The sequence below is a fragment of the Rahnella sp. Larv3_ips genome, from assembly GCF_003697865.1.
Taxonomy (GTDB): Bacteria; Pseudomonadota; Gammaproteobacteria; order Enterobacterales; family Enterobacteriaceae; genus Rahnella; species Rahnella rivi.
The window spans coordinates 1-2,367 of sequence record NZ_MJIB01000008.1; the positions used below are offsets into that span (position 1 = coordinate 1).

Genomic DNA, 2,367 nt, shown 5'->3' on the forward strand with positions numbered 1-2,367 from the left:
GCCATGGTTTAGCGCCTCTTAGCTGTTGATGGCCGTGGCGAACGTCGCCAGGTACTGATCGGTGATGCGCTGACGCAGGGTTAAATCTTCCAGCGGCGGCACCGGCGTATAGTCGTAATCAATGAACAGCTTGCCCGCTTTCAGGGTTTCGACGGTGTTAGCCTCCGCGTCGTACCAGCAGGTGCCGTCGATGATCAGACCGGCGGTTTTCATTTCGCGCAGTTTGGCGTTGATGCCCGCAATCATGTCTTTGATAAGCGTCGGGGTCATTGGCCTGTCCATTGCCCACAGGTGCGCTTCGGCCATGGTGTCCGCCAGCACCTGCGCGGTGCGGGTGTAGTTCTCAAACAGAAACAGCGGATCGTCAGAGCAGGTGCGCTGCCCCCAGAACTTAAAGCCGCCTTTGCGGATAAGCGTGGTAACGCACGCCTGATTCAGTAGGTCGGCGTCGGTGCCGGTGGTTTGCAAATCCCAGTAGACGCTGGCAGACAGGCCAGTCACGCCGTTGATGCCGACGTTGGACAGAGTTTTATGCCAGCCGGTTTCGGTGTCGATTTTGGCACGCAGGCCGAGGGCATAGGCGGTGGCGGGCGCGATGTCGCTGGCGTTCGTGGTGGTGTTCCAGGCGACGAAATCCGGCCAGATGACCATCAGCTCACGCTGGCTGAAATTCTCGCGGTACTTGATGGCATCGGACACGGTCTTGCAGCCGTAGGCGCTGACATAGCCGAAGGCGCGCAGCTGCTGACAAACGGCACCGAGCGCCGTCGCGACCTCCAGATTATCCAGCCCCGGCACGCCGAGGATGCGCGGTTTTACGCCGAGTTCGGTTTGGGCAGACAGCAGGGCTTTCATGCCGGTATACATGCCGGTGGCGTCGGTGCCGCCGATGATGTTCGAGGTGGTTTCCGCCTCGGTGTCACCTTCTGCCACGCGCACGACAACGACGACGGGTTTCGCCTGGTTGCCGATTGCCATCAGTGAGGTGCGTAGTGTGCCGGTTTTACCAGCCTTGCCTGCGGCGGTCAGTACGTTGGTAATGAGCACCGGCGTATCCAGCGGGAACGCGTCGGCGTCCGCATCTTCTGCGGTGCAGACCATCCCGATGATGGCGGTGGAAACGGTGGAGATAACGCGGGTGCCGTTGTTGATTTCAACAACGCGCACACCGTGATGATAATCAGCCATGGTGTTTTTTCCTGTGATTTGGGTGAGGTCAATCATCGCGTGTTGTGTACGCGCAGGCACGGCGGGCGGGGTGTGTGGGAAATGGCACAACGTGGTGAAGGCCAGATACAAAAAAGCCCCTCGTGGGGGCAGTGGTCAATAGAATTGAAAAGCGGAGGAGTTAATTCTCCAACCCTAATTTTTCAGCCAGCCGGTGCAAAGCACAAACGGATATCACGCCCTCAGCGGCTTGCGAAAATGCCGCCCAGTTTACCGCGATAAATCCCGCAACTATCTCCGCTTCTTCCTGGTTTAATTCCATTTCATCCTCCTAAAAAGTCTGAGGATATCCTTAGACATATGCAGGACATGTTCAAATAGTTACTACTGATCAATTATCCGTAATTGATCGTTTTCAGCGATCAATTTACTCAGGTACAGCAGGCCAGTCGATTTCCGGCGCAGCGGATAAATCGAGGCGATTCAGCGCAACGCGGAATTTCTTCCAGGCTTTCAGGCTTGCCAGTTCATCGTCGGTGGCGTCGTCAACATCAACCGCATCCTGTAGCGGAGCAATGGCGGCGGCGGCCTGACTGAGCAACGTACTTTTTTGCTGTGCTGCGACCTCAATCGCAGGCTGTACAAATTTCACGAACTCGCCGTTCTCATAGCTGTAAGGGTGATCTCTGATATCTTCGGGCAACGCTTCCGGGCTGATTTCGTAAATGCTCACGCCTTCAGATAAGGTGAGAAAGTTAGGGTTGTCTGCCCAGGTAGAAATAAATCCGTCTGCACCGACGGCAATGAAACAGCTTTCACCCTGCCATTTTTCATCTCGCAGTTTGTACCAGTCCTGACCCGTTTCATCTTCGAAATAAAGCACGGGAAGGGGGATGCCATCTTCTAAAACCTGCTTAGAGATTGTGATATTTTTGAATGTGATCATCTTAGTTACCCACCTGTCGCCAGCTTCCGCTGGCCGTTCTAATCATTAATGCGCGGTAGTATTTCCCCATCATTCGGCAGTCGCCCAAATCCGGTCGGATATTTAACCCCGTCATGAAACAACCCGTCGGCGCTTCCCATACCTGCTGAGCAGTCCAGCCCGCATTCTCCAGCGCCTGGCTGCCGCGCTGCACGTCATAAATAAAGCGAGAGTCCGACCAGGCGCTGGTTGCTAAATAAACCAGCGCATTATTT

Annotated in this window: 3 protein-coding genes and 1 pseudogene; all 4 read right to left on the minus strand. The window is 55.3% G+C overall.

From position 1 onward, the window contains the following. Window positions 1-18 precede the first annotated feature (18 nt). On the minus strand, window positions 19-1,188 hold the full coding sequence (locus tag ED901_RS13175; protein ID WP_122096181.1) for a phage tail sheath protein: 1,170 nt from the start codon (window positions 1,186-1,188) through the stop codon (window positions 19-21). 160 nt (window positions 1,189-1,348) lie between these two features. Further along, window positions 1,349-1,489: a hypothetical protein gene (locus ED901_RS25140; protein ID WP_162997871.1), complete on the minus strand. Its 141-nt coding sequence runs from the start codon at window positions 1,487-1,489 to the stop codon at window positions 1,349-1,351. 105 nt (window positions 1,490-1,594) lie between these two features. Continuing rightward, on the minus strand, window positions 1,595-2,113 hold the full coding sequence (locus ED901_RS13180; protein WP_122096182.1) for a tail fiber assembly protein: 519 nt from the start codon (window positions 2,111-2,113) through the stop codon (window positions 1,595-1,597). A gap of 1 nt (window position 2,114) precedes the next feature. Next, a pseudogene (locus tag ED901_RS25230) lies at window positions 2,115-2,367 on the minus strand (phage tail protein); the annotation flags it as partial.